The sequence below is a fragment of the Microcoleus sp. Pol12B3 genome (genome assembly GCF_036701355.1).
GTDB lineage: Bacteria > Cyanobacteriota > Cyanobacteriia > Cyanobacteriales > Microcoleaceae > Microcoleus.
In genome coordinates, this window is sequence record NZ_JAUBQS010000142.1 from 1 (window position 1) to 3,470 (window position 3,470).

Here is a 3,470-nt window from a genome sequence, read left to right on the forward strand (position 1 = left end):
GTTAAAAGACGGCACACTCAACGATACGAACAAAATATTTATGAGCGTGTAAAACAATCGAGCATGGAGCAAATTGGCAGAGAAGAAGGACTGAGTTATGACGAAATAAAAGGAATATTTGAGCAGGCAAACACCATAAAAAAAACCTAATTGGCAACGGGTTAAACGAATTTGTCTCGATGAGATAAGTATGCGAAAAGGTCAAGGAAGTTTTGTGACTGTTGTGAGTGACCTGGGCGAAGGTAATTTAATTGAGATGATTGATTCTCATCGCTTGCTGTGAAGAAATCATTGAAGTCCTTATGGAACAACCAATTGAGGTTCGTGAACAAGTTGAAGAAGTGAGTGTTGATATGTGGGGAGGATTCCCTAAAGTTATCAAAAAAGTATTCCCAAACGCCAAAGTTATTATCGATCGTTTTCATGTAATGAAAGTAGTTAATAAAGACTTAAATAAGTTACGTAGAGCAGCCGGAATAACAGATAGACAAAGTAAATATTTCTTATTAACTAATCGAGTAAATTTGAATCAAGAGCAGATTGATAAATTAGAATTGACACTAGGTAAATCCGAATGTTTGCGAATTGCGTATGAGATGAAAGAAAAATTTAGAGAAATATATGAGACTAATTTGACGGTCAAAAAAGGGCAAAACACAATCAAAAAATGGCTAAATCATGCACAAGTATTTTTTAGAGAATCTGCATCAACAATTGAGAATCATTTTGAGGGTATTTGCAACTACTTTCTTCATCGCACCACAAGTGGAGTCATGGAAGGAATCAACAATCGAATTAAGTTGATAATGCGGCAAGGGTATGGTTTTTCTAATTTTAATAATTTTAGGAATCGCGTATTAGCTTGCTGGTCTGATTAGATAAACTTATAACCATAAGTTCAGGAGAGTCGGTTGTTTTTTTATCGGAAAGTAGTATTGCTTTTTTGACGGAGGACAAAACTCACACGCTGGCGGTGTAACCATTGTGCCAGCTCTATGCTATGAAATTCTCGATCACCAATAATGATTAATTTATATTTTTTTAAGAGCGTAATTACCGGAGGCAATACTTGTTGCTGTTCGGCAAGATTTGAAGCTCCTTGTTTATCTAATAGTGTCGAGAATATGGGAAATGTTCTTTTTTGAACGATCGCACTTACCATTAAAACATTATACTCTTTCCATTGGGTTCTATCTAATGCAATGATTAATTGACTCCCAGCTTTGAGCTGGCGGGAGATCGCTTCTTTGACGAGCGGGAACCACAACACCAATATGCTGAGTTCTTTAATCTGTAAAAATCGTTGTATGTGACGGCGACGACTACTTTGTAATATGGGTAATTGTAGGGTGGCAGCTAATCGTTCTATTCTAACTTATTTTTGATACTGTAACAACCAGACTAGCATTTGAAGAGTAAGTAATTGTGCTGGTGTCAGATATTTTTCAAGTATCGAGTGATAGAATAAGGGCAACATATTATTGGTTTGGGTCTTCTGGTATTAACAGGACCCTACTTTTTTATCACAACTGGGTATTCTTTTCCCTCAAGAGATTATTATGTCAATAAGCAGAAATTTTTGAGGCGGCTCGATCGCGCGAAAAGTTTTGCCTGTAAGGCTTCGGGGGCGCTTGTCGCCCCCTGAAATCCAGCCCTTTCGGCAACGCGCTTACTTCGTTGCCCTTGACTGATAACAAGTAAGCATTTTGGGTCAAGCGCTCGCCCGGAGATGATAGTAGCAACGAGCAATCAAAAAACAAAATAGCCAGAGCCCAGCAACATTTTAACGGCTGCTGGGATCTAACGCACGATCGCATTTTAGGTTGAATAAAGTTGATTTAGGGACTACCAAATAAAAAACTCGTCCAAAATCAAGCGGTACTGTAAACAATATCGATAAACCACTTACCGAGATTGGGGAGGCTATCCCCAACAGGTTGGGAAAGACGCTGAATCTGAGTTTCAACTTCAGCCATTTCCAGAGTTGTGAGCTTAACCCCAGTTTGATAAGTCAAGGTCACGAGTTTGACTATCGGATGTTTACCCTTCCAAGTCATCGTTTCAGCCAAATGCAGCACGGTGGTAATATCATCAAGGATATTACCGTTCCAGTGGTTTTCCAACACTCCCCAAGTGCGCTCAACAGGATTGTATTTACTGTGGTAGGGCGGGTAGTAGGCTAAACGCAGATTCAACTGGTGCTTACTGAAAAACTCCACAAGACGTTTCATCAATTGAGTTCGTCGGGAATGGTTCTCTGGTCCGTTGTCTTGATTGAGTAGTAATGTGCGGATATGAGTAAAACGGTAACGGTTACTCTCCCACCACGATTCCAAAATATCAACGATGAAGTCGCTAGTCACCTTTGAGGTGGTGAAATATAAAAACAACTCATCTAACTGAGGCAAAAAAATTCCATAGGGAGTCAACTTGGCTTTTGGGGTGAAGTCGTGATCACAGGCAAAAGTTGGCACCCGGTTCTTACCTCCTCTGGAGAAGGGACCAATTTTCACCGTGGCTTTGGCATCAAGTGAGAGTCGGAGAGTTGTCGGGTCGTTATCAGCTTGCTGATTAACTTGACTCAACTGCTCAAAGATGGCATCGGTTTCGGGAATTTTTTTTGAGGCTGAGTCTTCGCTACCTTGGCCGGGCGATATCCCAACTGATTCAACCGCTGACGGATAGTTTCGTTGCTGGGTAGTTCAGCTTCCTGGTAGTGCTTTTGCTCTACCAGTTGTTGCCCATTGGTAACAAGTTAAGCTAAGAAAGCATTTGTCAATCAGCAATTATGCTCAACATTTACTCGGATTTTGGGCATAAAACTGAGATTTGGGCGATCGAGGAATCCTGCCGAGGGTGATATTTATACCTACTCCCTCTCAAATCGTGAATTTTCCACTCCTCAAAAAGCAGTTTTTTTGAGTAATATTACTGATTGACAAATGCAATTAAGTTTTAACTTGTCACCAATGGTTGTTGCCTGACTTTGGCGCCACTGACTCGTGTATACAAACGAGTGCTTTTGAAGCTGGGGTCGGTCTGACGCAAGACTATCCACGATGGCTTTGATGTCTTCACTTAGCTGAGGCAACTTGCTTTCCACTGGTTTTCGGCCTCTGGCCTTGAAGGCATCAATACAACTTAGCCCTGTTTCTAGCTCTCGTTGTCCTTTTCTGATGGTATCTCGACACCACCCCAGTTCTGTTTGAGCTTGGCGTTGACCTCAATTCCCTAATTCTTGGACTATCTGGGCCATAAATCTTCGTCGCTGTGTACCTTTGAGCGTTTTCGCTGTTTGCCACAGACAAGCTTTGAGGGTTTCAGTTAGTTCTAGCACGTTGAGTTTTTTTGTGCGTTAGCCTTAATTCAGTTTACCCTTTCCGGGGACTGGAAGCAGGGTAAACGCATCTAAATTAAGTTGACATAAAATCATATTTGTGCCTGAGTTATTCTCTGAAAAAACCCTTCTT

The 3,470-nt window shown here is 41.0% G+C and carries 3 protein-coding genes and 1 pseudogene; 2 read left to right on the forward strand and 2 right to left on the reverse strand.

Annotated features, from left to right (window positions below):
- Positions 1–63 precede the first annotated feature (63 nt).
- Positions 64–150 (forward strand): hypothetical protein, encoded by an 87-nt coding sequence (locus QUA53_RS29425; RefSeq protein ID WP_445305254.1) that lies wholly within the window; start codon positions 64–66, stop codon positions 148–150.
- A 152-nt stretch (positions 151–302) separates the two neighbouring features.
- The gene (locus QUA53_RS28720; protein ID WP_333095980.1) at positions 303–878 is read left to right on the forward strand and encodes a transposase; all 576 of its coding nucleotides are present in this window, start codon (positions 303–305) and stop codon (positions 876–878) included.
- A 41-nt stretch (positions 879–919) separates the two neighbouring features.
- Here QUA53_RS28720 and QUA53_RS28725 read toward each other — a convergent pair whose 3' ends face one another.
- Positions 920–1,270: a transposase gene (locus tag QUA53_RS28725; RefSeq protein ID WP_333101276.1), complete on the reverse strand. Its 351-nt coding sequence runs from the start codon at positions 1,268–1,270 to the stop codon at positions 920–922.
- 601 nt (positions 1,271–1,871) lie between these two features.
- Positions 1,872–2,740, reverse strand: a pseudogene (locus tag QUA53_RS28730) (ISAzo13 family transposase); the annotation flags it as partial.
- Between the last annotated feature and the right edge of the window lie 730 nt (positions 2,741–3,470).

What these genes read in the sequence shown, in the direction of transcription:
- QUA53_RS29425 (WP_445305254.1), top strand. Translation starts at nt 64, where the DNA reads ATGGAGCAAATTGGCAGAGAAGAAGGACTGAGTTATGACGAAATAAAA.
- QUA53_RS28720 (WP_333095980.1), top strand. Translation starts at nt 303, where the DNA reads ATGGAACAACCAATTGAGGTTCGTGAACAAGTTGAAGAAGTGAGTGTT.